Source organism: Streptomyces sp. NPDC057877 (assembly GCF_042796855.1).
In the GTDB taxonomy this organism is placed as follows: domain Bacteria; phylum Actinomycetota; class Actinomycetes; order Streptomycetales; family Streptomycetaceae; genus Streptomyces.
Map to the genome: position 1 here is coordinate 425,903 of NZ_JBHVMS010000004.1, position 25,158 is coordinate 451,060.

The 25,158-nt window shown below is 71.3% G+C and carries 21 protein-coding genes; 11 read left to right on the top strand and 10 right to left on the bottom strand.

From position 1 onward, the window contains the following. Positions 1-144: 144 nt before the first annotated feature. Positions 145-2,286, bottom strand: coding sequence for a TerD family protein (locus tag ACFVQG_RS13480; RefSeq protein WP_383380855.1), 2,142 nt, complete (start codon positions 2,284-2,286; stop codon positions 145-147). Between the two features lie 185 nt (positions 2,287-2,471). On the opposite strand from ACFVQG_RS13480, the gene ACFVQG_RS13485 reads away from it, so the two are divergent. Next, on the top strand, positions 2,472-3,029 hold the full coding sequence (locus ACFVQG_RS13485) for an RNA polymerase sigma factor (RefSeq protein ID WP_383380858.1): 558 nt from the start codon (positions 2,472-2,474) through the stop codon (positions 3,027-3,029). Between the two features lies 1 nt (position 3,030). Beyond that, complete coding sequence (locus ACFVQG_RS13490; RefSeq protein ID WP_383380861.1) at positions 3,031-3,846, top strand: hypothetical protein; 816 nt, start codon at positions 3,031-3,033, stop codon at positions 3,844-3,846. A 61-nt stretch (positions 3,847-3,907) separates the two neighbouring features. On the opposite strand, the gene ACFVQG_RS13495 is transcribed toward ACFVQG_RS13490, so the two are convergent. Together ACFVQG_RS13495 and ACFVQG_RS13500 are read right to left on the bottom strand one after the other, a co-directional pair. Continuing rightward, positions 3,908-7,219, bottom strand: a complete 3,312-nt coding sequence (locus ACFVQG_RS13495; protein WP_383380864.1) for a S8 family serine peptidase — start codon at positions 7,217-7,219, stop codon at positions 3,908-3,910. Positions 7,220-7,412: 193 nt separating this feature from the next. Beyond that, positions 7,413-7,955 (bottom strand): CGNR zinc finger domain-containing protein, encoded by a 543-nt coding sequence (locus ACFVQG_RS13500; protein ID WP_383380867.1) that lies wholly within the window; start codon positions 7,953-7,955, stop codon positions 7,413-7,415. Between the two features lie 125 nt (positions 7,956-8,080). Between ACFVQG_RS13500 and ACFVQG_RS13505 the strand changes: the two genes are divergently transcribed. The 5 genes from ACFVQG_RS13505 to ACFVQG_RS13525 all read left to right on the top strand — a co-directional run bounded on the left by ACFVQG_RS13505 (position 8,081) and on the right by ACFVQG_RS13525 (position 13,063). Continuing rightward, entirely contained in the window at positions 8,081-8,527 is a 447-nt protein-coding gene (locus ACFVQG_RS13505) for a VOC family protein (RefSeq protein WP_383380870.1), read from the top strand. An 11-nt stretch (positions 8,528-8,538) separates the two neighbouring features. Further along, positions 8,539-9,432, top strand: coding sequence for a pyridoxamine 5'-phosphate oxidase family protein (locus tag ACFVQG_RS13510; RefSeq protein WP_383380873.1), 894 nt, complete (start codon positions 8,539-8,541; stop codon positions 9,430-9,432). Positions 9,433-9,442: 10 nt separating this feature from the next. Next, the gene (locus ACFVQG_RS13515) at positions 9,443-9,892 is read left to right on the top strand and encodes an NUDIX hydrolase (protein ID WP_383380876.1); all 450 of its coding nucleotides are present in this window, start codon (positions 9,443-9,445) and stop codon (positions 9,890-9,892) included. A 212-nt stretch (positions 9,893-10,104) separates the two neighbouring features. After that, positions 10,105-11,847, top strand: coding sequence for a TIGR03767 family metallophosphoesterase (locus tag ACFVQG_RS13520; protein ID WP_383380878.1), 1,743 nt, complete (start codon positions 10,105-10,107; stop codon positions 11,845-11,847). Positions 11,848-11,908: 61 nt separating this feature from the next. Continuing rightward, positions 11,909-13,063, top strand: coding sequence for a serine hydrolase domain-containing protein (locus tag ACFVQG_RS13525; RefSeq protein ID WP_383380879.1), 1,155 nt, complete (start codon positions 11,909-11,911; stop codon positions 13,061-13,063). A 12-nt stretch (positions 13,064-13,075) separates the two neighbouring features. Here ACFVQG_RS13525 and ACFVQG_RS13530 read toward each other — a convergent pair whose 3' ends face one another. Then, positions 13,076-13,345 carry a DUF397 domain-containing protein gene (locus ACFVQG_RS13530; RefSeq protein WP_383380882.1) on the bottom strand — a complete coding sequence of 90 codons (270 nt, stop codon included), beginning with the start codon at positions 13,343-13,345 and terminating at the stop codon, positions 13,076-13,078. Positions 13,346-13,348: 3 nt separating this feature from the next. Continuing rightward, positions 13,349-14,230 (bottom strand): helix-turn-helix domain-containing protein, encoded by an 882-nt coding sequence (locus ACFVQG_RS13535; protein ID WP_383380884.1) that lies wholly within the window; start codon positions 14,228-14,230, stop codon positions 13,349-13,351. 234 nt (positions 14,231-14,464) lie between these two features. Here ACFVQG_RS13535 and ACFVQG_RS13540 point away from each other — a divergent pair, with 234 nt between their 5' ends. Then, positions 14,465-14,845: an ATP-binding protein gene (locus ACFVQG_RS13540; protein ID WP_383380887.1), complete on the top strand. Its 381-nt coding sequence runs from the start codon at positions 14,465-14,467 to the stop codon at positions 14,843-14,845. Positions 14,846-15,759: 914 nt separating this feature from the next. Here the strand turns inward: ACFVQG_RS13540 and ACFVQG_RS13545 are convergent. Then, positions 15,760-16,794 carry a hypothetical protein gene (locus tag ACFVQG_RS13545; protein WP_383380890.1) on the bottom strand — a complete coding sequence of 345 codons (1,035 nt, stop codon included), beginning with the start codon at positions 16,792-16,794 and terminating at the stop codon, positions 15,760-15,762. Positions 16,795-17,009: 215 nt separating this feature from the next. Continuing rightward, entirely contained in the window at positions 17,010-19,586 is a 2,577-nt protein-coding gene (gene pepN / locus ACFVQG_RS13550; protein ID WP_383380892.1) for an aminopeptidase N, read from the bottom strand. A 148-nt stretch (positions 19,587-19,734) separates the two neighbouring features. Here pepN and ACFVQG_RS13555 point away from each other — a divergent pair, with 148 nt between their 5' ends. After that, on the top strand, positions 19,735-20,373 hold the full coding sequence (locus ACFVQG_RS13555; protein ID WP_383380895.1) for a DsbA family protein: 639 nt from the start codon (positions 19,735-19,737) through the stop codon (positions 20,371-20,373). Between the two features lie 101 nt (positions 20,374-20,474). After that, positions 20,475-21,083: a histidine phosphatase family protein gene (locus ACFVQG_RS13560; RefSeq protein ID WP_383380897.1), complete on the top strand. Its 609-nt coding sequence runs from the start codon at positions 20,475-20,477 to the stop codon at positions 21,081-21,083. Between the two features lie 109 nt (positions 21,084-21,192). Here ACFVQG_RS13560 and ACFVQG_RS13565 read toward each other — a convergent pair whose 3' ends face one another. Together ACFVQG_RS13565 and ACFVQG_RS13570 are read right to left on the bottom strand one after the other, a co-directional pair. Continuing rightward, positions 21,193-21,840, bottom strand: coding sequence for a superoxide dismutase (locus ACFVQG_RS13565; RefSeq protein ID WP_383380900.1), 648 nt, complete (start codon positions 21,838-21,840; stop codon positions 21,193-21,195). A 129-nt stretch (positions 21,841-21,969) separates the two neighbouring features. Continuing rightward, on the bottom strand, positions 21,970-23,364 hold the full coding sequence (locus ACFVQG_RS13570) for an amino acid permease (RefSeq protein WP_383380903.1): 1,395 nt from the start codon (positions 23,362-23,364) through the stop codon (positions 21,970-21,972). A 364-nt stretch (positions 23,365-23,728) separates the two neighbouring features. Here ACFVQG_RS13570 and ACFVQG_RS13575 point away from each other — a divergent pair, with 364 nt between their 5' ends. After that, positions 23,729-24,316, top strand: coding sequence for a biotin transporter BioY (locus ACFVQG_RS13575; protein WP_383380906.1), 588 nt, complete (start codon positions 23,729-23,731; stop codon positions 24,314-24,316). 63 nt (positions 24,317-24,379) lie between these two features. Here ACFVQG_RS13575 and ACFVQG_RS13580 read toward each other — a convergent pair whose 3' ends face one another. After that, positions 24,380-25,123, bottom strand: a complete 744-nt coding sequence (locus tag ACFVQG_RS13580) for an LPXTG cell wall anchor domain-containing protein (RefSeq protein WP_383380909.1) — start codon at positions 25,121-25,123, stop codon at positions 24,380-24,382. Positions 25,124-25,158: the final 35 nt, after the last annotated feature.

Below are 25,158 nucleotides of genomic sequence, written 5' to 3' on the forward strand. Positions count from 1 at the left end.
GCGTGACCTGTGTGACCTGTGTGACCTGCGTGTGCCTGCCGGATGGCCGAGGCCTTTCCATCATGCGGTGGACCCCGGCCGATGTGTCCAATCCTTAAGGCACCTCACAGCCGGACCTGCCCAGGATCCGAGACGCTACGCCCCTCACCCGCGTGGCTCGAGCGTCCACCGGCCCGCCGTCCTGATCTGGAGATATCCGCCCGGAACCCGCTGCAGACCGGAACTCGTGCTGATCCGGCGCACCGGTTCCAGGCGTTCGTCCAGTTCCCAGAGCACCGGCAGGTCGATCGTGCCGCGCGGCTCATGGGTGAGCATCACGTCGGTCTCCGGCCCGGTGTGATGTACGACTCCATAACCCTGCCCCTCGACCCGCGCCCCGAGCACGGGCGCCCCGGACAGCGGTGCCGGTTCGATCCGCCAGCCCGTGCGGTCGGAGGTGGCGACCTGGACATAGCAGTACCCGGCGTGCGACACCCACACCGGCCCGGTCACCGGGCGCCGCCGCCCCGAGGTGTCGGCCAAGATCCGCGCCCGGCCGTCCGCCTGGATCGTCTGGGTGATCAGTTCCTCCTCGTCGGAGCTGGTCCGGGTCAGACCGAGCAGCGCGGGCGGACCGTCGTAGCGGAACACCGCGCTGCCCCGGCCCTCCGCCGGGCCGGTGAGCGGGGGCGCCTGCTCGACGGGCAGCAGCCGCAGGCTCCAGTCGCCGACGTCCTCCAGCTTCAGCCGGAGCCGCGCCTCGCCCTTGCGGAAGATCACGGTACGGCCGTGCTCGCCGTGCCGGGAGCCCTTGAGGAACTCCTCCTCGTCGTCGTACTCGTCGAGCAGGCTCACCCGGTGGCCGAAGAGGCCGCCGTCGCCGCCGATCGCGTACTCCAGCAGCGCGGGGCGGCCCGGCGCCGGGTTGACCAGGGTGACCGTCTTGGCGCCACGGCCCGAGTACGCCCCGGCGGCCTGGGCGGCGGCCTGGTCGAGCACCGGGAGCGGGCGGGCGGCCAGTCGCCAGGGGCCGTCGGCCTCCATGTCGAGCAGCAGCGGGCCGTCGGACAGCGGCACGGTCTGGCGGAACGGGTCGGTGTCGTTGACCAGCAGGTCGTACTCGTCCGGGTCGGGCAGCCGCGCCGCCTCCCGGCCGCGGATCGCGAAGTAGCCGCCGCCGTCCTCGTCGCCCGCGAAGTCCACGTCCAGGTCGGCCGCGGTGCCGTAGTACGCGACGATCTCGGGGCCGTACCCCTGGAGCGGTGTCCCGGCGTCCAGCCTGCGGGCCACCGACAGCGGCTGCACCAGCACCGTCCAGTCGTTGTCGGCCTCGATCCGCAGCCGCAGCGGGCGGTCCCGCAGGGGCCAGGCGAGGGCGCGGCCACGGAAGTCGCGCAGGGTGCTGTTGAAGAGGAGTTCGTCGTCCTTGTTGCGGCGGTTGAGGGTGTGGGCGGAGAAGTAGCCGGAGCCCTGGTGCCAGGCCTCCACGAGCACCGGGTGCCCGGGTGGGAGGGGCGCGGTGACGGAGACGACACCGTTGCCGCGGCCGCGCTGGGTGTAGGGCTGGAAGTCGGGGCCGAAGGGCTGCGGGGCGGCGGGTGCGGGTGCGGGTGCGGGTGCGGGTGCGGGCGCGGGCGCCGGGGGAGGCGGGGGCGCGGGCGGGGTGAACGCCGGGGCGGGAGCCGTGGGCGGCGGGGGAGGCGTCGGCACCTTCCCCACCGCGCCGACCGGCGGGGGCACGGGCGTCGGCACGGGCGTCGGCACCGGCGTGTCCACCGGCTCCCCCACCACGATCCCGAAGTCCGTCGCCAGCCCCGCGAGCCCGGAGGAGTAGCCCTGCCCCACCGCCCGGAACTTCCACTGCCCGTCGCGCCGGTAGAACTCCCCGAGCACGAACGCCGTCTCGGTCGTCGCGTCGGTCACCGCGTAGTGCGCCACCACCGCGCCGTCGGCGGCGCTCAGCGTCTGCACATACAGCCCGGGCACCTGCCCGAAGACCCCGCCGTCACAGGAACCGGCGATGAGCACCCGCTGGACGGCCGGTTCGACGCCCGGCAGGTCTATCTCCAGCCACTCGGCGAGCTGACCGTCGCCCTCGGCGGTGCCGGAGTGCCGTACGGCGCCGGACGGATGGGCGGGCTGGTTATAGAAGACCAGGTCGGCGTCGCCACGCACCTTCCCCGTCGCGTCGAGCAGCAGCGCCGAGGCATCCACGACCGGAGCCCCCGGCACCTTCCGCCGCCCGACCACTACCCGCAGCGGAGCCGCGGGGACAGGGGTGTTGGCGCCTTTGGTGATGTGCGTCATGGTGCACATGGTGACAGTGAAGCTGGCGTGAAGTCGATGGTCGGAAGAAGTGGAGATCATCCCTCCGGCATGGCCCGGCGGGTGGGTCGGGGACCGCGGTTCGAGCGACGCGGAGATTCCCGCCCGCCCCGGCCGAACGTTTCCGACCGCCCCGGCGTCATAGGGGAAACGCGGCGAGGAGAGGGGTGGCTGTGCTGCGCAGAAAGGCGCGTCGCGGCCAGGGGGCGGAACGCGGGCACGGGGCGGACCGTACCGCGGACGACCCGCTGGACGCTGTTCAGGAGCGCCGGGTGCGGGCGGTGCTCGCGCTGGGCGGAGTGCCGCAGGCGGACCTGCTGGACGGGGTACAGCAGGTTCGTCTACGGCTGCTGGAACGGGCGGCGAGCGGGCGGGAGGCGCCGCGCGACGTCTCGGCGTGGGCGGCCGTGGTCGCCTCCAACCTCGCCGTCGACTGGCACCGCGCCAAGCGGCGGCAGGAGCGCATCGGCGAACGCCTCGCCTCGCTGCGCCAGTTGGAGCACCCCTCCGGCGAGGACACCAGCGTGCTCTCCGTCGCCGTCGCGCAGGGCCTGGACGAACTGCCCGACGCCCAGCGGCAGGTCGTCGTCCTGCGCTTCTACGCCGATCTGCCGGTGCGCTCCATAGCCGAGGAACTCGGCATCCCGGAGGGCACGGTCAAGAGCAGGCTGCACACCGCGGTCCGGGCGCTGCGCACCCGGCTGCACGAGGACGAGGTGGTGTGACGTGTCCGTCGAACACGACGGCTACGACGGCTCCGACGGCTCCGACGGTCGTGGGGACCCGGCCCTCGACGCCCTGCTGGCCGTGCTCACCGACGAACCGCTGCCGGACGGCGCCCGCGAGGACGCCGCCTTCATGGCCGCGTACCGGTCGGCGTCGGCCGACGTGGCGGTGTTGCGGGAGCAACTGGACATCGTCGCCCGGACCCTCACCGAGTCGACGGCCCCACAGCCGTCCCCGGCCCCCGCCCCCGCCCCCGCCCCCGCCCCGGCCCCCGCCCCCGCCCCCGTCCCCGGGCGGCCACGGAACCGCCGCCGCCCCTTCGTCCTCGCCCTGCGTGTCGCGGCGGTGGCCTGCGCGGCCGGTCTCCTCGCGGGCCTGGGCTGGCTGGTCGTACAGGCACCGGGCGGCGGCGCGGACGACAGCGCCGGGAGCGGCGTGGCCGACAGCGGTTCGAAGGGCGACGCCGGAGGGGACGAGGAGGCGGCGTCCCAGTCCCAGGCCGGTTACCTGGCCTGCGCCCGACTGGTCGTCGAGGGCACGGTCACCGAGGTCCTGCCGGTGCCCGGGACGGGCAAGGACCGCATCACCCTGAGCGTGACCCGCTCCTACAAACCGGACAGGGGCCCGGACGAGACCACGTTCACCATGGACGAGGCCGTGGACCCCCGCCTGCGGGAGGGCCAGCACGTACTGCTCGGCATCCCCAAGGGCGCCGCCGAGCCCGACATGTGGGCCGTCGACGAGCGGGACATCGCCGACCACCGCTCGTGGATCACGGCGGCACTGCCGGACTCCCGCACGATCGACTGCGAGTAGGAGATACGGGAAAGGGGCGGGCGCCCGCACAGGACGCCCGCCCCAAGGCCGTACCGCCGCGTTACGGCGTGACCTTCTCGATCTTCACATTGCCCACGCCCGCGACCGTGCCGCGCGCGTTGAGCAACTGGACCTGCCCGAAGAACTCCCGCCCGGCGGGGGCCTCGGCGGCGGCCGTGACGCTGCCGGTGACGGTCGTCGTCGCACCCGTGCCCAGCTTCACCGGCGACTCGTCGACGGTGACGGTGCCGAGGGCGGCGGAGTAGAAGACGTCCCGGTAGTCGTAGGCGGTGGAGCCGGTCGGCACGCCGTACCCGTAGACCTGGACGGTGTACGTACCGGCGGCCGGGGCCGGAATGGACACCGACTCCTCGGAGTCACCGTCGGCGTCCTCGGCGACGACCGCGCCGCTGCTGTCCCGGACCGTCAGGTCGAGGTCGGCACCGGCGTCGGAGACGTTGCCGATGGCCACGTCCAGGGAGGTGGCGCCCTCGGGCACCTGGACCGTGGTGGTCACGGTCTGGCCCTGCGCGATGGTCGGGCGCTCGCTCTTGGCGGAGCCCAGCGGACCGCCCGCCAGCCTGCCGTCGATCGCGGCGCCCTGGTTGGTCACCGTCCAGGACGCGGTGGCCGGGGTGCCCACCTTGACCTCGGGCACGGTCACCGTCGCCGGGTCGAAGACCGCGCCGAGGATGGTGACGTCGAGGGTGTACGGGTTGTCGAGCAGCGGCGACGTACGGCGCGACTCGACCTCGATCTCCCAGACGCCGGGCTGCGGGTCGGCGTACGCGCGCACGTCGGGCTTGCAGCCGTTGCCGTCGAGGTAGTTGTTGTAGCAGTACGGGGTCGAGGTGTTGTCGACCGGGACGCCGTACGGGTGCAGGGAGATGAACCGCGTCTGGCTCTTGCCCTTCAGTCCGCCGATCGCGACCTCGAGGGTCTTGGCGCCCTCGGGGACGGTCACGAAGTACGACTTGGTGCTGTTGCGCTGCACCGAACCGGACGTCGAGTAGGTGTGGTTCAGCGGCTCGGACACCACGACCGTGTTGAGGACCTGCTTGTCCACGCCCTCGGTACGCGGGTCGTCGACCTCCAGGATCACGCTCTTGAGCCCGGCGGACCTCGGCGCGGCCTGCACCTTCACCGTCACCGGCTTGTTCAGCGGCAGCGCGACCTCGTCGGAGCCGACGATCCGGAAGGTACCGGCCGCGTTGTTCTCCAAGTCCAGGTCGTGCCGGATGGCACGGTCGGCGCCGGAGGTACGGGTGAGGGTGATGTCGTACGTCTTCTTCTGCCCGGCCTTCAGGCCGCCCTCGCGGTCGTAGACGCCGGTGCCGTAGCCGGGCGTCTCCAGGTACTGCTCGATGGCGGTGTCCACCGGCGCCTTCACGGTGTACGTGTGCGCGGTGGCGCCGTCCAGGACGGCGTCCCAGGCGTCCTCGATGTCGATGAGGCCCGCGCCCTCCTCGTAGGCCTGGACGCCGGGGATGTGCTCGGCGGTCGAGGTCAGCGCGGTGCGCAGGGTGGCCGGGGTCAGCTCGATGCCCTTGCGCTTGGCCGCGGACAGCAGCAGCGCGGAGGCACCGGCGGCCTGCGGGGAGGCCATCGAGGTGCCCTGGAGCATGGAGTAGCCGGGCGGCAGGCTGTAGCCCGCCTCGGCGACCGGGCCGCCGGGCGACCAGGTCTGGGTGGTGTTGATCGCGGCGCCGGGCGCGGAGAGCGTCGGCGTGAACCCGCCGTCCTCACGCGGACCGCGCGAGGAGAACGGCATCATGGCGTACGGCTTCTCCACCGCGGAGCCGTAGTTGGCGGCCCAGGTCTCCTTGGAGATGGTGGCGCCGACGGAGATCACCTTGTCCGCGAGGGACGGGTCGCCGATGGTGTTGGCGCCGGGCCCGGAGTTACCGGCGGAGACGACCAGCTGCACGCCGTACTCGTCGATGAGCCGCGTGTACAGCTTCGCGCGCACGTTGTTGCCGTCGTTCAGCGCGGGCAGGCCGCCGATCGACATGTTGACGATGTCGACGCCGCGGTTGACGACGAGGTCGATCATGCCCTCGGTGAGCGCGACGTTGGTGCAGCCGCCGCTCCAGGTGCAGGCGCGCGAGGAGACCAGCTTGGCGCCGGGCGCGGCACCGTTCATCTCGCCGCCGAACAGCCCGTTGGCGGCGGTGATACCGGCGACGTGCGTGCCGTGCGAGCCCTCGATCACGCCGATGCTGACGTAGTCGGCCTTGGCACCGGCGGCGTTGTAGACGACGTCCTTGCGGATCTCGACGACGAACGGAATCCGCTCGGCGATGGCGGTGGCCGGGTCGTCGGTCCCGAAGTACCCGGTCTGGAAGCCGTCCTTGTACGGCTTCATGGCCTCGTCGTCGGTGAAGTCGAGGTCGTCGTCGAGGTCGACGCGCACGGTGCCCGCGGCGGCGTCGTACAGCACGCCCCAGACGTCGGTGGTGTCCCCGTCGCGGTTGAGGTCGCCCGCCATGTCGCCACCGGTGGTGGCGGACTCGGAGAAGTACTGGAACTTGTAGGCCCCCTCGGGCGCCTTGAAGGTCTCCGTGCCCAGCGCGGTGGTCGTGATCGAGAACGTCGGCCCGGAGACCGAGGTGGTCATACGCCGCCAGGTACCGTCACCGTCGGCGACCGGGTCCGTCGCGGTCACCCAGTCGACGATCTTCCGCTCACCGGTCGTCGTCTTCTGGAGCGCGGGGTGCCCGAGGTCGACCCCGGAGTCCAGGATGCCGATGGTGATGCCCCGGCCGTCCGCCTTCGGGTGGTCCTCGACGAAGTCGACGGCGCCGGTCTCGAAGGAGGGGTTGTACGGGTTCTCGGCCGGGGTCTTCCTGCCGGGCGCGGGGTAGCTGCCCGCGGTGGGCGCCCTGTCCGCCCCCTTGGCCCGGTCCCCGGCGGGGGTCGGGTCGTCCAGCGGGATCTCCTCCCGCAGGTCGATGCCGTGCACGGAACGCAGCTTGGCCGCCGCCGCGATGGCCGCGTCCGCCTGGCCGGTCGGCACGGTGGCCCGGACATAGCCGAGCTTGTCGTAGGTACGGCCCACCAGGCCGCCCTTGACCGAGTCGAGCTGCTCGGCGACCTGCTCGGTCTGGCCGGGCGCGGTCGCGATCATCATCGTGACCGACTTGTCGCCGCCCGCCTTGGCCTCGGCGAGCAGTTCGGCGTCGTTGGAACCGAGCTTGTCGTGGGCCGCCTTGACGCCGGGGTCGGCGGCGGCGGGCGCGTCGTCGGCCCCGACGGCCATGGCCATCGGTATCGGCCCGGCCGCGCCGAGCGCGGCGACCAGACCTGCGGCCACGGCGATGCGGGCCACGCGTCTGGCGCCCGGTATCGGTTCCCGCTGGGGGGTGTGGGTCATCGGCATCCCTTGGAGGTAAAGGAGCGAGCGTGGGCGTCCGGAATGCGATGCCGGACGACCGCTCACCCTTACTCAAGGGATCGCTTTATGGGAGGAGTTGACCGAACCGAAACAGATGTATGGGGAAAACCCCCGGTGCGCTATGCGGCGACGGGCGGCGTATGCCCCCGATTACCCCCCTTCCCGCCGGGGGTCAGCTGTCCTTGCTGCGGGCGTAGTGCCGTGACGCCTTGGCCCGGTTCCCGCAGGCGGCCATGGAGCACCAGCGGCGGGTCCCGTTCCGCGAGGTGTCGAAGAAGTGCAGGACACAGGCCTCGTGCGCACAGTGCCGGATCCGGTCCGGCGCGGTGGCGAGCAGCTCCAGGTAGTTCCGGGCGGCGAGCCACCCGGGCCCCCAGGAGGCGTCCGCGAACTCGGCACGCTCCCCGCCGCCCGCGGTCGTGAGAGTGGCGCGAATCCGCCCTTCCCCCAGCACGGCGTCCACCCGCGCGGCCCCCTCCTCCAGCGACCCGTCCACCACGGCCAACAGCGCGTCCCGCGCCTGGAGCGTCCGCCGCAGGGTGAGGTCGTCGGCGACGAACCGCCCGTCGTCGAGCCCGTTGGCGTGCAGCCAGACCCCGAGCCCGTCGACATCGCCGAGCAGGTCCCGCGGGCGCCCGTCCTCGATCCAACGGGTGTTGAGGAGATCGAGGGAGAGGGGCTCGCCGGTGAGAGGGCGGGGGTCGTGGGGGGACATGGGGGCGACTCCTTCCGTACGCACTAACCACTGAAGAGTACGTGACAGGTTGACGCACGCCTCATCTAACCTTTAATGTCGAGATCAACGGTTAGAGCAGTCATCCGATCACGAAGGGACCAGCCATGACCCGCCTCCGCACCGGCCACATCGGCCTGAACGTCACCGACATCACCCGCTCCCTCGCCTTCTACCGGGACGTCCTCGGCTTCGTGCTGATCGGCGAGGGCAAGGAGGAAGGCCGCCGGTACGCCTTCCTGGGCGACGGCGAGAAGCTGGTGCTCACGCTCTGGCAGCAGGCGGAGGGGACGTACGACGCCACCCGCGCGGGCCTGCACCACCTCGCCCTGGAGGTGGACTCGATCGACCAGGTCAGGACGTACGAACAGGCTCTGCGCGCGTCCGGCGCGACCTTCGCCCACGAGGGCGTCGTGGCGCACGCCGAGGGCGCGGCGTCGGGCGGCATCTTCTTCCACGACCCGGACGGCACGCGGGTGGAGATCTCGGCGCCGAGCGGCGCGCAAGAGGCCCCGGCACCGAGTGGCGCGGCCCCGACCTGCGGTTTCTTCTAGGAGCGCACACCATGACGACCACGACCTACCACGAGGGCTCCCGCGCGGTGCAGGACCGCGTGGGCGTCCGCGAGCTGGCCGACCACGTGGGCCGCTCGATCGGCCCGGGCATCAAGCCGGTGGCGGCGGCCTTCCTGGAGCGCCAGCCCTTCCTGGTCCTCGGCGCGGCGGACCCGACGACGGGCGAGGTCTGGTCGTCGGTGCTCGCGGACACCCCGGGCTTCGTCCGCGCGACGGGCCCCGACCAGATCGCGGTGCGGACGGCTCTGGCCCCCACGGACCCGTTGCGCGCGGCACTGGCGACCCCCGGCACCCCCGTCGGCACCATCGCCCTGGACCCCCGCACCCGCCGCCGCATGCGCCTGAACGGCCGCGCGCGACCGACACCGGAAGGCTTCGCGGTGCGGGCGGAGAAGGTCTTCTCCAACTGCCCGAAGTACCTCCAGAAGAGAGACACCTACGAGGAGGACCCCACACGCACCCCGGGCAGGCCGGAGGTGAGCACCCGACTGTCACCACGACAGCGCGCCTTCATCGCGGCATCGGACACGTTCTTCCTGGCCACCGTCCACGAGACCGGCGCGGACGCCAGCCACCGGGGCGGCAACCCGGGCTTCGTCCGGGCCGCGTCGCCCCGCGAACTCACCTGGCCCGACTACCCGGGCAACTCCATGTTCCTGACCCTGGGCAACCTGGCCGCCGACCCACGGGCGGGCATCCTGTTCCTCGACTGGACGACCGGTACGACGCTGCAGCTGACGGGCGAGGCGGAGACGTACTTCACGGCGAACGGCGACCGAACGATCCGCTTCACCCTCACAAAAGCCATCGAAACCCCCTCGGCGGTTCCGCTCCGCTGGTCGGCGCCCCAGTTCTCCCCTGCCAACCCGGAGTCCGGGCGCTAGCGTCCGCAGTGTGCGCAAGACGTTGCGGGTGGCGGCCTACGCCATATGCGTCCGCCAAGGCCAACTCCTCCTCGCCCGCTCACCGGCGGCGGGCGGCGGCCACGAGTGGGTCCTGCCGGGCGGCGGCATGGAACACGGCGAGGACCCCTACGACACCGTCCGCCGCGAGGTCAACGAGGAGACCGGCTACCACATCGAGGTGACCGGTCTCCTCGGCGTCGACTCCCTCCGCCGCCCCACCCCACGCCGCCACCTGCGCCCCGCCATCGACCACCACTCCGTCCGCCTCCTCTACGAGGGCCACGTCACCGGCGGCGAACTCCGCCACGAGATCGGCGGCTCCACGGACATGGCCGCGTGGCACGACCTCACGGACGTCCCGTCGCTGCGGCGGGTGGGGCTGGTGGACGTGGGGCTGGGGCTGTGGCGGGGGAGAGGGCGGTCCTTCCCCCGTACATGAACGCTGAGTGACCTTTTCCGGGCCGGAGAAAGAGCACCCGCAAACGCGCGGACCTGCCCGAGATCCACGTACAGCGATCGGCGTCACGCGTTGCCGCGCTGTTTACGCGCAGGCCACTCCCGGTGCCAAGCATCCAGTACGAGCGGGCCGTTCGCGATCGCGAGCGTCGTCCGTGACCACTGCCGACGCGTTCGCACTCGAGGGGACCGCGCATGCCGCGCCTACGCTCTGTCGCCAACGGACCTGCCGTCAACCGCCGTGCCCTCCTCGCCACCGCCACAGCCGTGACCCTGTCCGCGGGGGTCGGCTACACCCTGCGGCCGACGGAGAGCGAGGCGGCGGCAGCCGCCGAGGCGCCGGTCGCCAACTCCCGCCAAGCACCCGTCGCACCCCTCGCCCCCTACACCCGCGGCACCACCCTCACCACCGTCGCCACCCCGCGCGGCGACTCCGGCTACCGGCGCCTCGGGCAAGGCCCCGGCTGGCAGCGCGTGGTCCGCGGCGAGCTGGCCGCCCCCCAGTCCGGCCGCGAGGACCGGCGCACCGTCCTCGCCGCCTTCGTACAGCTCAGCGATCTGCACATCATCGACGCCCAGCACCCGATGCGGCTGGAGTTCCTGCGTTCCCACGACCCCAGGGCCTGGCGGCCCCAGGAGGCGCTCACCGTGCAGGGCGCCGTCTCCCTCGTCGAGCGGATCAACGGCCTGCGGGGCGCCCCCGCCACCGGCGCGCCGCTCCACTTCGCCATCACCACCGGCGACAACACCGACAACAACGCGAAGACCGAGCTGGAGTGGTACCTCACCGTCATGAGCGGTGGCCGCGTCCGCCCCGACTCCGGCGACCCCCGCCACTACGAAGGCGTCCAGAACAGCGGCATCAAGCAGTACTGGCAGCCCGACTCACCCGTCCGCGACGCCGACAAGCAGTCCGGCTTCCCGCACCTGGACGGCTTCCTCACCGCCGCCACCCGCGAGGTCCGCAGCCCCGGCCTCAACCTCCCCTGGTACTCGACCGTCGGCAACCACGACGCCATGCCCCTGGGCTGCTACGGCCACGGCGACCCGTACCTCGCGGAGTTCGCCGTCGGCGGGCGGAAGCTGATGAGCCTGCCCGCGACCGAGGCGAAGAAGCTGCAAGCCGCCCTCAAGGCCGCCACCGACCCACTGGGCGTCCAGTTCCGCGACCTGCTCAAGGCCCACGCCCGCGAGATGCGCCCCGTCACCCCGGACGAGCGCCGCGCCCCCTTCACCGCCGCGGAGTACGTGCGGGCCCACCTCGACCCGGCGCACACCGGCCCGGGCCCGGTCGGCCACGGCTACTCCACCGCCAACGCCGAGGCCCGCACCCAGTACTACAGCTTCCGCGTCGCCGACGACGTCATCGGCATCAGCCTCGACACCACCGACCCCGGCGGCCACTACCAAGGCTCCCTCGGCACCGCCCAGCTCCGCTGGCTGGAGCGCACCCTGCGCGACAACGCCGACTCCTACGCCATCGTCTTCAGCCACCACACCAGCAAGACCATGGACAACACCCGCCCCGACCCGGCCCGCCCCACCGAGCGCCGCCACAACGGCGACGAGGTCCTCGCCGCCCTCGGCCGCCACCGCAACGTCCTCGCCTGGATCAACGGCCACATCCACCGCAACGCGATCACGCCCCACACCACACCGGGCGGACACTCCTTCTGGGAGATATCCACCGCCTCCCACGTCGACTTCCCCCAGCTCGCCCGGGTCATCGAGCTGTCCGACAACAGGGACGGCACCCTCTCCCTGCACACCACCCTCATCGAGTCCGCCGCCCCGCACCGCACCGACTTCGCCGACCTGTCACAGACCGGTCTCGCCGCCCTCTATCGTGAACTGTCCCTCAACCGCGCGGGTGGTCTGTCGGACCAGGCGGGCGGCCGAACCGACCGCAACACCGAACTGCTCCTGCGAAAGGGCTGACGCTCACCCAACCGGCCGATACCCTCGCAACCCGCACCCCACCCACCGGGTCTCGCAGCACATGACGACACAGACACGGGTATCCACGACCCTCACGGCGGCGGCCCTCACCGCGCTCGCCGTCGCCCTGACCGGTACGGCCACCGCCGCCCCCGCCGACCACCACGCCACCCGCGAAGCGGTGCGGGCCGCCGTCAAGGACGGCGTCCCCGGCGTCACCCTGACCGCCCGGGACACCCACGGCCGCTGGTCCACCACCGCGGGCGTCGCCGATCTGCGCACCGGCCAGCCGCGCACCCCCGCCGACCGCTACCGCGTCGGCAGCGTCACCAAGACCTTCGTGGCCACGGTCGTCCTCCAACTGGAGGCCGAGGGGCGCCTCTCCCTCGACGACCCGGTGGACCGCTGGCTACCGGGCGTCGTCCACGGCAACGGCAACGACGGCCGCGCCATCACCCTCCGCCAGCTCCTCAACCACACCAGCGGCCTCTTCGACTACACCAACGACCCCGACTTCCTCCGCGCCCACTTCACGGCGGACGGCTTCCGCGAGAACCGCCACCGCGCCCACACCCCGTCGGACCTGGTCGCCGTCGCCATGCGCCACGAACCCGAGTTCACCCCGGGCGGCGGCTGGACCTACAGCAACACCAACTACCTCCTCGCCGGAATGGTCATCGAGGCCGTCACCGGCCGCCCCTACGGCGACGAGGTCCACGCCCGCATCATCCGCCCCCTCCACCTCACCGCCACGTCCGTCCCCGGCACCCGCGTCGACGTGCCCCGCCCCAGCGCCCGCGCCTACAGCAAGCTCGCGGAGACGACGACCGGACCCACGTACGACGTCACCCGCTTCCACCCCTCCATCGCCGGGGCGGCGGGCGAGATGATCTCCGACTCCGCCGACCTCAACCGCTTCTACGCCGCCCTCCTGCGCGGCAAGCTGCTCCCCCCGGCCCAACTGAAGGCCATGAAGGCCACGGTCCCCGTCGGCACCGCCACCCCGAACGTCGCCTACGGCCTCGGCATCATGGACCGCGAGCTGAGCTGCGGGGTCCACGTCTGGGGCCACCCCGGCGGCATCTACGGCTCCCTGTCCGACGCGGTCACCACGCCCGACGGCCGCCACACCCTTGCCGTCAATTTCAACGGGGACTGGGCGGGGGACACCGCGGCCGTTGTGGAGGCGGAGTTCTGCCCGACCGACGGCCGCTGAGCACCGCCGGGCCTACCTTTCCTCCTGGCCTACGTACGCGATGAAGGCGGACCAGGCCGGGGTGGGGAGGAGGAGGGCGGGGGTGGTGGGGGATTTGGAGTCGCGGATGGCTATGGCTATGGCCTGGGGAAGAGGGGCGGCCTTGAGACAGTTCTGACCCGGGTCACTGTAGGAGGACTTGAACCAGGCGGCTTCGAGGCAGTTCTGCATGGCGTCGCTGTACGAGGACTTGAACCAGGCGTCTTCGGGGATGAGCGCGGGGCCGACGAGGTGTACGGGCATGACCTACAGCTCTCTTTGTAGTCGTTGTAGGAAAGCGGGGGTGTCATCAGGCGGTAGTGCGGAGGCTGCCATGGCATCGAATCGGCGAGTGAACCGGTCGACTTCACGGGGTTTGTCGGAGGTGGAGACCGACCCCCAAGCGCTGTCCGTCTGGACCCGGGGTGGCAGGTCGCTCCCGAAGTCCAGGATCGCGAAGTCGTTGATCGAGCGATAGCTCGGCCGGAATGGCAGCACTTGGACGGTGACGTGGTCCCACGCCGACATCTCCCCGATCCGCACGGACTGCTCGCGCATCACTTCGTCGCCGCCGACCGGGTATCGCAAGGCGGCTTCTCCGAGGATGACGTGCAGCTTGACGGGGTTGTCGCGGGTGAGGACCTCCTGGCGTTTCATTCGTAGCTCCACGCTACTTCGGATGCTTTCCGAGGTGTACTCCTCGATGGGCTTCTGCACTTCGTGCAGGGCACGTGCGTACCGTTCGCTCTGGAGCAGGCCGTAGACCAGCGTCGGGTGGTACGCCTTCATCGCGCGTGCCTCAGGCTCCAGCCCGACGAACCCTGGCATACCCGCAGGCATGAGCCCTCGATACTGGGTCAGCCAGTCCTGTTGGTCGGACTCACGATTGAGGTTGATCAGCGACTCGATCACTGTCTCGTCGGTCACCCCGTACTTGTCCAGCAGCTTCCGCAGATCCCCTACATTGCGGAAGTTGAGGTTGCCCGACTCGATCCGCTGCAACGACGCCTCGGAGATGCGCAGTCCCACCACCGCCTGCCTGCGGGTGAACCCACCTCCTCGGTCGCCCAGCCCGCAGTTCTCTCGTAGCTGGCGCAGTTGCAGGCCCAGTTCGAGTCGCTGAGCCGTCCGTCCACGCTTCGCTGCCATGCGCACCGCCTTCGTGCTTCAGTGCCGTGTTCCCTGTGCCGTGTGCAGAGTGTGACAGGGCGTGTGCGCTCCGCGCAGACGATTGCGCAACTCCGGGCATAGTCCATTTCGCCCTGCACTGATTAATCAGGCGACTTTCGATTGAAGTCGAATGCCGGGCCCCGTCACGGGGGTTGAGCAGGCACCCTCTCCCCGAAAGGCCCTCTCATGCACGCCTGGTCGATGGGCTACCCCATGACTCCCCGCAGCATCCGCCTCGCCCGCCTCCACACCCGCCGTCGGCTCACGATGTGGCGGTGGCCCGGCGACATCGATGACGCCGTCCTGGTCACCTCCGAACTGGTCGCCAACGCCGTACGGCACGGACGACTCCCCGGCCACGAACTGCACCTCGGCCTGCGAACGGGGGAGGGGGGCGAGGACTTGATCGTCGACGTGTCGGACCCGATCCTGACGTTCCCCACGGTCGACAAGGAACCCGGCGAGGACGCGGAGTTCGGTAGAGGCCTGCTGGTCGTATCGCAGATCGCCGCCGAACTGGACTGGTTCCTGCGACAGGACGCCGGCAAGACGGTACGGGCACGGTTGGCCGCCGAACCGCCGGTTCCCAAGTGACCGTGGGGGCCGCCCGCTTCTTTGCCAGGGTCGTGCTTCCTCGGCCCGGCCTCAAGGGCGCTCCCTGCGGTCGCGTCGCCTTCGGCGATCGGCCTGCGGCCGACCCTTGACCCCGGCACGCTCCAGCACGGGTGAGAAGCGAGCGGGCGGCCCGGAGGGATGGGTGGCCCAGGTCTGTCGGTCCCTTGGGTGGGCTGAGCTGTCGGCCGGGGTATGGGGCGCGTCGGCGCCTCGCCAGCACGCCGGGTGGGTTTAGCGGCTTTCGGGCCGGTGGGTGGAGGGGCGGAGGGATGGAGGACCTCTGGTATCACATCAGCCTCACTGGCCCCAGGAGACAGGGCCTCGGAGCATGACTGGCCTGTTTGACCCACAGGCTTCTGACCAGGGAAGACGCAGGCCTGTGGGGCAGGAGGGAGGTCAGGCAGGCTGTGAGCCAAAGGCGCCACTCACCCTCTCGGGGCTCACTCATGAGGCCGGTGTGACACCAGAGGACGTCCATCCCTCCACCCCTCCCTCCACTCCTGCGCCCCTCCACCCACCCACCCATAGCCGCTAAGCCCACCCGGCGTGCTGGCGAGGCGCCGACGCGCCCCCAGCCAACGCCCACCCGGAACCCACCCGAAGGGATAACTGGCCTGGGCCCCCGTCTTTCCGGGCCGTCCGCTCGCTTCTTACCCGTGCTGGAGCGGGCCGGGGTCAAGGGTGGCCCGCAGGGCCATCGCCGAAGGCGACGCGGAGCGATAGCGGAGCGCCCTTGAGGCCGGGTCGTGGAAGCACGACCCTGGCAAAGAAGCGGGCGGCCCCCGAAAGCCACGGCAACCCCTGAAACCCAGGGCACGAAGAGGGGCCGCCGGTGAGTATGCGCACCCGCGGCCCCTCCGCTCCCCTCCTGGTCGTGCCGATCCGGTCCGTCACTACCGGGGCAGCACCACCACGTACGCGGCCGGGTCGCGGTCCGCCGCCGCCATCAGGGCCGTGCGGATCACCGCCGCCTGTTGCTCCATCGCGTCCCGGAGCTTGCGGGGGGTGATGTGGACGACCGTGATGCCGAGCCGCTCCAGGTGCTCGCGCTTGCGGGCGTACTCCGACCACGTCGCGTCCTCGTCCTGGCGCGGGGCGCGGGTGTCCAGCTCGACCGCCACGGCGTGGTCGGGCCAGTAGGCGTCGAGGCCGCCGAGGTGGGGGCCGCCGGGGAGGCGGAGGTCGACGTTCCAGACGGGGTCGGGGAGGCCGTACGCGTTGACCATGGCGTAGAGGCGGTCCTCGGCGATGGCCCGGCCCTCGGCCAGCAGGGAGTCGACCGCGTCCACCACGTGCGGGCGGCTCAGGAGCCTGGCCTGGGTCAGTTCGCGGACCACCGAGGCCGGGTCGCAGTGGCCGCCCCGTACCGCCTCCGTGAGCAGGCGGCGTACGGCGTTCGCGTCCGTCAGGTCCGCCACCGCGTCGGCGAGGGCGCGGGGGACGGGGGCGACCGGGAGGCCGGTGACCAGTTCGGGGGCGGGGAGGGTGGAGGCGCGCACGACGCGGGCGCAGCCCGTCGTGCGCAGTCGGCGCAGGCGGGGGACCAGGACGTCGACGTGGTCGAGGGAGGTGAGGGGGGGTGTGGCGGCGAAGCCGTGGAGGGTGAGGGCCGCCAGGCCCGTGATCATGGCGTCGAGGTAGGGAGGGTGGGGGGTGGCCGACGGGCCCGGTTGGGTCGGGACGGCCGCCGACGCGCGGGCCGCGTACAGCAGGACCGCGTGCAGGCGCTCCTCGCTGGTGGGCGGGCCGGGGTGGAGGAGGTGGACGCCGGGGAGGAGTTGTTGCCAGGGGCCGCCCGGGCGGCACTTCGTGTTCAGGTCGGCGGTCGAGAGGCCGCGTGCTCGCAGTTGTGCCGTCGTCACCACGCGGTGGCGGACGTCGGCCAGGTCGTGCAGGGGGCGGGGGGAGAGCGGGGTGTTGTGGGTCATGGTGCGGAGGTTCCCGGGCCCCGTGCCGCCCTTAACCGCTGTTACACGCTCGTCGGCGAACGCGGACAACTCCGTACTAAAGGACGGGTGTTCGGATGCCGAAAACCCCTGGTCCGTTCGGGGGTGGACCAGGGGTTACGGCTCTTACTGCCTGAATTTCGTAACGGTCACCGAAGGCCGAAGTTCAGGCCAGAGGTCAACCTCGTAACCGGCCTTCACCCGGCTTCCGCGTCGCACGCCTGTCCGCGCAGCCCCCGCGCCAGGTCGTCCCGTGCCTCCAGCACCAGTCGGCGGAGTGCGGGCGCCGCGTCCTCGTGGGACGACAGCCACGCGTCCGTCGCGTCCAGCGTCGCCTGCCCGTCCTCGGGGAAGGCGGGGAAGAAGCCGCTGACCACGTGCATGGCGATCTGGATCGACCGCTCGGTCCATACGCGCTCGATCGCCGCGAAGTACTTCTCCGCGTACGGCGTCAGCAGCTCCCGCTGCGTCGGCTGGGCGAAGCCCGCGATCGTCGCCTCCACCAGCGCGTTGGACAGCGCGTCGGACTCCACCACCTGCGCCCACGCCTGTGCCTTGACCGCCGCCGAGGGGCGGGCGGCGAGGCAGCGGACCTGGTGGCGCTTGCCGGACGCGGTGTCGTCGCGGGCCAACTCCTCCGCCAGCGTCGACTCGTCGGCGACGCCGTGCGCGGTCAGCGGTTCCAGGAAGGACCAGCGCAGCTCCTGGTCCACCTCCAGGCCGTCGATCTTCTCGGTGCCGTCCAGGAGGGCCTTCAGGAGTCCGAAGTCGGCCTCCGTCGAGGCCGCCGAGGCGAAGAAGCGCGCCCATGCCAGCTGGTGTTCGCTGCCCGGCTCCGCCCGGCGCAGCTCGCGCAGGGCGCCCTCCGCGAGGAGGGGACCTCCGACGGAGCGCCACTGAGGTGCCGCGTAGTGCGTCAGGGCCGAGTTGGCCCAGGCGTGCAGCATCTGCAGGACGCCGATGTCGGACTCGCGGCCCGCGTGGCGCAGTACCAGGTCCACGAAGTCACGGGCCGCAAGCAGCGCGTCCCGCGTCATGTTCCACAGCGCCGACCAGCACAGGGCGCGGGCGAGCGGGTCGGTCATCGAGCCCAGGTGGTCCCGCAGGGTGGCGAGGGAGGTCTCGTCGAAGCGGGTCTTGCAGTAGGTGAGGTCGTCGTCGTTGACCAGGACCAGGTCCGGGGCATCGGCGCCCGCCAGTGCGGTGACGATCGTGCGCGGGCCGTCGACGTCCACCTCGGCCCGCGCGTACCGCTCCAGCGTGCCGCCCGAGACGCGGTACAGGCCCACCGCCACCCGGTGCGGGCGCAGCTCCGGGTGGGACTCGGCCGCCTCCTGGAGCACGGCGAGTTCGTCGACGCGGCCGTTCGCGGCCAGCAGCACCTGCGGGGTGAGGGAGTTGACGCCCGCCGTCTGGAGCCAGGAGCGCGCCCACGCGGCCATGTCCCGGCCGCTGGTCTCCTCCAGCACCGACAGCAGGTCGCCGAGGCGGGTGTTGCCGTACGCGTGCCGCTTGAAGTAGCGGCGGGCGCCCTCGAGGAACGCGTCCTGGCCGACGTACGCCACCAACTGCTTGAGCACGGAGGCGCCCTTGGCGTACGTGATGCCGTCGAAGTTGAGCTTGGCGTCCTGGAGGTCGCGGATGTCGGCGGTGATGGGGTGGGTGGAGGGGAGCTGGTCGGCGCGGTAGGCCCAGGCCTTGCGGCGGTTGGCGAAGGTGATCCAGGCGTCCTTGAAGCGGGTCGCGCCGACGTTGGCGAAGGCGCCCATGAAGTCGGCGAAGGACTCCTTGAGCCACAGGTCGTCCCACCACTCCATGGTGACGAGGTCGCCGAACCACATGTGCGCCATCTCGTGGAGGAGGGTGTTGGCGCGGCCCTGGTAGGAGGCCTGGGTGACCTTGCCGCGGAAGATGTACTCCTCGCGGAAGGTGACCATGCCGGGGTTCTCCATGGCGCCGAGGTTGTACTCGGGCACGAACGCCTGGTCGTACTTCCCGAAGGGGTACGGGTAGTCGAAGTGGTCGTGGAAGAAGTCCAGGCCCTGCTTGGTGACCAGGAACACGTCGTCGGCGTCGAAGTGCGGGGCGAGGCCCTTGCGGCACATCGCGCCGAGGGGGATCTCCAGACGGGTGCCGTCCTCGAACACGCGCTCGTAGCTGTCGGTGACGTAGTGGTAGGGGCCCGCGACGACGCAGGTGATGTACGTCGAGATGGGCTTGGTCTCCGCGAAGCGCCAGGTACCGTCCGCGCGCTGTCCGGCGCCGTTGCTCCACACCGTCCACTCCTCGGGCGCCCGCACCTCGAAGCGGAAGGGGGCCTTGAGGTCGGGCTGCTCGAAGCCCGCGAAGACGCGGCGGGAGTCGGCCGGTTCGTACTGCGTGTAGAGGTAGACCTCGCCGTCCTCGGGGTCGACGAAGCGGTGCAGGCCCTCGCCGGTGCGGGAGTAGGCGCACTGGGCGTCGACGACCAGTTCGTTGTCGGCGGCGAGGTCCTCCAGGAGGATCCGGGAGCCGTCGAAGACCCCGTTGGGGTCGAGGTCGCGGCCGTTGAGGGAGACGGCGGTGACGCTCGGCGCGATCAGGTCCGCGAAGCTCGACGCGCCCGGTTCGGCGCAGCGGAAGCGGACGGTGGTGACGGAGCGGAAGGTCCGGGGACCGTCGCCGTCGTGGTCGCCGACCGCCGAGCGCACGTCGAGGGACACCTCGTACCCGTCGACGGACAGCAGTGCGGCCCGCTCCCGGGCCTCGTCGCGGGACAGATTCTCACCGGGCACGGACGGTACTCCCTCACGTGGTGTTCAGCATGCGGACAGCGTCGATCCTGCCATGCGCGGCGGACGCCGGTCAGCCGGGAATGGCGGCGACGACGTGCGGTGTTGCCGGGGAGGACGTTTGAGCACCCGTTCCCCCGCGAGGAGAGACATGTCGGACAAAACCCCCGTCGACTTCTGGTTCGACCCGCTGTGCCCGTGGGCGTGGATGACGTCCCGCTGGGTGCTGGAGGTGGAGAAGCTCCGTGACATCGAGGTGCGCTGGCACCTGATGAGCCTGGGCGTCCTCAACGAGGACAAGCTCGACGAGCTTCCCGAGGACTACCGCGAGATGCTCACCACCCAGGCGTGGGGTCCCGTCCGGGTCGTCATCGCGGCCCAGCAGGAGCACGGTTCCGAGGTGCTCGGCGACCTCTACACGGCGCTCGGCACCCGTATCCACAACAAGGAGGAGGGTCCGGGCAAGGAGACGGTCGCCGCCGCCCTCAAGGACGTCGGCCTGCCCGAGTCCCTCCTGGACCACTGGGACGACACCCCTTACGAGGCCGCACTGCGCGCCTCCCACAACGAGGGCATAGAGAAGGTCGGTCAGGAGGTCGGCACCCCGGTCATCGCCGTCCCCGGCGCCGACGGCGAGCAACTGGCCTTCTTCGGCCCCGTCGTCACCCCGGCCCCCAAGGGCGAGGCCGCCGCCCGCCTCTGGGACGGCACGCTGGCGGTCGCCTCGATCCCGGGCTTCTACGAGATCAAGCGGACCCGGACCAAGGGGCCGGACTTCAGCAACCTGTAGGCCGTGACTTCAGCAACCCGTACGCCGTGACTTCAGCAACCCGTAGGCCGTAGGTCGCGGCGCCGCCGCCCGTGCCGTCGTAGCCCCGATACTGCGGAGCCATGAGTACGACCCTCCTGCTGGCCCGGCACGGGCAGTCCGTCTGGCACGCCGAGAACCGCTATGCCGGGGTGAGCGACATCCCGCTCACCGACACCGGGCGCGCCCAGGCGGAGGCGCTCGGGCGGTGGGCGGTCGCCCATCGGGTGGCCGCGGTGTGGACGTCCCCGCTGGTCCGGGCCGTCGAGACGGCGGGGCCCGCCTGCCGGGCGCTCGGCGTCGCCGCGCATCCGGACGCCGGGCTGCGGGAGTGCGACTTCGGGGTGGCGGAGGGCCGTACGTTCGCCGAGTTCGCGGCGGAGCAGCCGGAGCGGGCGGCGGCCTACCGGGTCGATCCGGTGGCGCACGCCTTCCCCGCGGCCGAGGATCCACGGGCCGCCGCGGTGCGGGGCGCGGAGGCGTTGCAGCGGATCACCGGCGCGCATCCGGGCGCGCGCGTTCTGGTGGTCTCCCATAACAGCCTGCTGCGGCTGGCGCTGTGCTCGCTGCTGTCGATCCCGTTGCGCGAGTACCGCCGGGTCTTCCCCGTCCTGCGCAACGGCGCGGTCAGCGAGCTGGTCATGGACGGCGGCACGGCCGGGCTGCTCTCCCTGAACGTGCCCTGCGCCTGAACGGGGGCGGCCCCGCGAGTCACGTCCTCGCGGGGCCGCCCCTTCTTTCCGCCTGCCGTGCGTGAAGGGTGAGAAGACGCTCACGAGGCAGGACGACTCGGTACGGGACTCAGGGCGCGAGCAGCAGCACGTCCGTACGGGACGTGGCGGCGGCGTACCGCCGGGCCACGTCCTGCCAGTTGACGACCTGCCACATCGCCTCGATGAAGTCGACCTTCTGGTTGCGGTACTGGAGGTAGAAGGCGTGCTCCCAGGCGTCGAAGACCAGGATCGGGGTCGCGCCCTGGCCGACGTTGCCCTGGTGGTCGTAGACCTGCTCGACGATCAGTCGGCCGCTGAGCGGCTCATGGGCGAGGACGCCCCAGCCGGAGCCCTGGGTGGTCGCGGCGGCCCGGGACAGCTGGGTCTTGAACGCCGCGAACGAGCCGAAGGACTCGGTGATCGCGTCGGCCAGCTCCGCCACGCCGTCCTGGGCCAGCGGCTCCCCGCCGCCCTCCTTCGGGCCGGTCATGTTCTGCCAGTAGAGGGAGTGCAGGATGTGGCCGGAGAGGTGGAAGGCGAGGTTCTTCTGCAGGCCGTTGATCGCGCCCCACCGCTCCGTGTCCCGTGCCTCGGCAAGCTGCTCCAGCGTGTCGTTGGCGCCCTTCACATAGGCCGCGTGGTGCTTGTCGTGGTGCAGCTCGATGATCTCGGGGCTGATGACGGGCGCGAGCGCGGAGTAGTCGTACGGCAGGTCAGGCAGCGTGTAGACGGGCATGCGGGGTCCCCTCCGACCTCTTATTGCAACGAGCTTGCAAGTGCAGGCTAGCAACAATAAGCGGGCGAGGGGCAAGGAGAAGGCCCCCTCGCCGTGTCGGCGTGGGGGCCTTCGAGTCAGGGGCGGCGGTCAGGCCGTGACCGCCCGCTTCCGCTGCCAGGCGTAGCCGATCGCGGCCAGCACCAGCGTCATCGCGCCCGTCGAGTACAGCTGCACCCGCGTGTCGGGCTCCCGGGCCATCAGGACGAAGATCGCCGCCATTCCGGCCAGCGCCACCCAGGTCAGCACCGGGAACGCCCACATCCGCACCGTCAGCTTCCCGGGCGTCTCCCGCTCCAGTCGGCGGCGCAGCCGCAGCTGGGACACGGCGATGAAGATCCAGACGACCAGGATCACCGCGCCGATCATGTTCAGCAGCCAGGCGAAGACGTCGTCCGGCCGCCAGTAGCTCAGCACGACACAGCCGAACCCGAAGACGGAGGAGGCGAGGACGGCGACGCGGGGCACCCCGCCGGAGACCCGGCCGAGGAACTTCGGGCCCTGGTCGCGCTGGACCAGCGAGTAGCCGATGCGGGAGGCGCCGTAGATGTTGGCGTTCATCGCGCTCAGCAGGGCGACCAGCACGACCACGTTCATCAGCTGACCGGCGCCGGGGATGCCGATGTGGTCCAGGGCGGCGACGTACGGGCCCTTCTCCACGACCGCCGCGGAGTCCCAGGGGACCAGGGTGACGACGACCGCCATCGAGCCGATGTAGAACAGCGCGATGCGCCACATCGCCGTGCGGACGGCGCTGGCGACGCCCTTGACCGGGTTCTCCGACTCGGCCGCCGCGATGGTGACCGTCTCCAGGCCGCCGTAGGCGAACACGGAGGCGAGCAGTCCGATGACCAGGCCCTCGCTGCCGTGGGGCAGGAAGTCGGTGAGGTTGCTCGCGCCGGGGGAGTCGGTGCCGGGCAGCACACCCGCGACGGCCAGGCCGCCGAGGGCGAGGAACAGGGTGATCGCGCCGACCTTCAGCGCCGCGAACCAGAACTCGAACTCGCCGAAGTTCTTCACGGCGGCCAGGTTCGTGCCGCAGAACACCAGCATGAACAGGGCCACCCAGGCCCACTCGGGCGTGCCCGGCAGCCAGCCGCTGACGATCTTCGCGGCGCCGATGCCCTCCAGGCCGACCGCCGTGCACAGCAGCACCCAGAACGACCAGCCCGCCGTGAAGCCCGCCCAGGGGCCGATCGCCCGCTCGGCGTGCGCGGAGAAGGAGCCCGACGACGGATACGCCGCCGACATCTCGCCCAGCATCCGCATCACCAGCATCACGAGGAGGCCGGAGAGGGCGTAGGCGACGACGATCGACGGACCGGCGGCGGCGATACCCGCGCCGGAGCCGACGAACAGCCCGGCGCCGATGACGCCACCGAGGGCGATCATCGACAGATGGCGCTGCTTCAGGCCGTGGGAGAGGGAGGAGTCCGCCTCGGGGAGAGACTCGGTGGGAGCCTGGGCGGAGGTGGTGCGGGACATGCGCGGCTCGTCCAGTACGTGAGTCGGTGCGATAGCAAAAACGTCCACAGTGTCGGTGGCAGACAGCCACGTAGACAGGGATGGCCCAGGATACGGACGTTTGCACGACGGACGGTAGGACGCTGGTCACTCCGACGGCTTTGTCGGAGTCCTACAGTGCCCTCAGTGTGCCGGAACGTGAGCCATCCATCCCGACCTCAGTGACCGGCGTCACGTCCCAGCCGTTGTCACCGGCGTTCTTTGTGTGGAGCGCACCAAGTCGCCGTTCCAGCCTTTGTCGAGCGCTGATGGTGATCGGCGCGAGGGCGCTGGGATAGCGTCGCGATGTCCCGAGTGTCCCTCACCTCACCTCCGCGGAGTCCCCATGAGCACCGCTGCCGCTGCCGTCCCTGCCCGAGCCGGACAGGTCCTCGCCGACCTCCTCCCGGCCTCCCGCGTCCGCGACATCGCGCTGGTCGCCGGTGGCGCCGCGCTCACCGGTCTCGCGGCCCAGATCGCGGTGCCCGTGCCCGGCTCCCCGGTGCCGGTGACCGGCCAGACCTTCGCCGCGCTGCTCGTCGGCACCGCCCTCGGCGCGGGGCGCGGCTTCCTCTCCCTCGCGCTGTACGCGCTGGTGGGCATGGCGGGCGTGCCGTGGTTCGCGGAGGGGGGCTCCGGCGCCGCCGCGCCGTCCTTCGGCTACGTCCTCGGCATGATCCTGGCGGCCACCGTCGTCGGCGCCCTCGCCCGCCGTGGCGCCGACCGCTCCATGCTGCGCATGGCCGGGGCGATGCTGCTCGGCGAGGCGGTCATCTACGCCGTCGGTGTGCCCTACCTGGCCCTCGCCACCGGCATGTCCGCCTCCGCCGCCATCGCCGCGGGCCTCACGCCGTTCCTGCTCGGCGACGCCCTGAAGGCGGCGCTGGCCATGGGTGCGCTGCCGACGGCCTGGAAGTTCGTCAACAAGCGCTGACGCGCGCGGGGTGGACGGAGGGCCGGGCGCTGACGCCAGCACCCGGCCCTCCGTCATTCCCCCTTACTGGTCCACCGGCCGCCTCCGCGACCACCACAGTCCGGCCGCGCCCGCCGCCAGCAGTGCCGCGCCGGTCGCTCCCAGGGGCAGTACCTCCCGCTCGAACCCGGTCTTCGGCAGTTCCTCCGCGCCGCCCGGCGCCTTCTTGTCGCCGCCCGGGGCCGCCGGCTGGTTGTCGGTGCCGAGGAGCAACGGGGTGGCCGGGGCGTTCGGGGACGGGTTGGCCGTGCCGAACGGGACCGGGCCCTGCTGCCAGAAGGTCTTGCTCCCGTCGGCGTTCTGGACGGGCAGGCAGATCCTTCCGGCCTTGGACAGGTCGTAGGTCGCGTCGACGTCGTACGAGGCGGAAGCCCCGGCCGCCAGATTGTCCACGGCACAGCTGAAACCGCTGTTCGATCCCTCCGGAAGGTCCTTTTCGGCGATCGCCGAACAACCCTTGACACTATTGACCCTGAGGCCGTCGAAACCGACCACCAAAAGGTTGATCTCGCCGCTTTCCTTGGTCCCTTCGTTCTTCACCGTGGCGGTGATCGCCGTCTTTTTCGAACTGTTGTCGACCGAGATCTTCTCCGGCAGTGTGGTGGTCAGTTCCACCCCCGCCGGAGCCTGGTCGACGGCCTTTCCCCCTTTGTCGCTGGCCGGTCCCGTGTCCTCCGCGCTGGCAGTGGCGGAGAGGATCATCACGGTCGAGAAAGCTGCCGTGACCAGCGATCCCGTGATGGTCGTCGTCGCGCGACGAGAACTCATGTTCGCCCCCTGTTCGTCCCCCTCGACTGCGCCTG